This is a genomic window from Streptomyces sp. DH12, assembly GCF_020873895.1.
In the GTDB taxonomy this organism is placed as follows: Bacteria; Actinomycetota; Actinomycetes; order Streptomycetales; family Streptomycetaceae; genus Streptomyces.
Window position 1 is genome coordinate 1 of sequence record NZ_JAHWGT010000991.1, and the last position, 461, is coordinate 461.

At 62.7% G+C, this 461-nt stretch carries 1 protein-coding gene; it reads left to right on the forward strand.

Translation table 11 applies throughout. The features are described from left to right. Window positions 1–96 precede the first annotated feature (96 nt). On the forward strand, window positions 97–461 hold a 365-nt coding region (locus tag LPA54_RS38140; RefSeq protein ID WP_228984971.1), incomplete at its 3' end, for a hypothetical protein.

Consider the following 461-nt stretch of genomic DNA (forward strand, 5'->3'; position numbering starts at 1 on the left):
GGACTGCGGCCGATCACGGACTGCGAAAACGGATGCAGCGACGGCAAGGGTGGCACTGTTCGGTCCTACATGACGTTGGGGGCCAACGGGACCTGGGTGTACAACACTACGCAGACCTACTCCCAAACCTTCCAGTACCAGAAGGCGGGCGGCGGTGTCGGAAGCGGCACTATGACCATCACCGTCCGCACGCGAGCGGGCCACAAATCAGCGCAGTTGGTGTTCAAGAAGGGGCCCGATCCTAAGCCCAAGAAGGACGATGGACACTGCAACGCCTGCTGGGCGATGGGTACGAACCCGCAGTACGATCCAAGCGCGAATGACCTCCCTGATGTGGGAGAGCACGCAACCTGGCAGAAGGTAGTGTTGGGCGCCGTGGTCGGCGTGGCCCTAGTCGTGGCTGCGGCCCCGGTTGCAGCAGAAGGCGCGATATCCTGTGTCGCGGCAGCAATTGTGTGCGC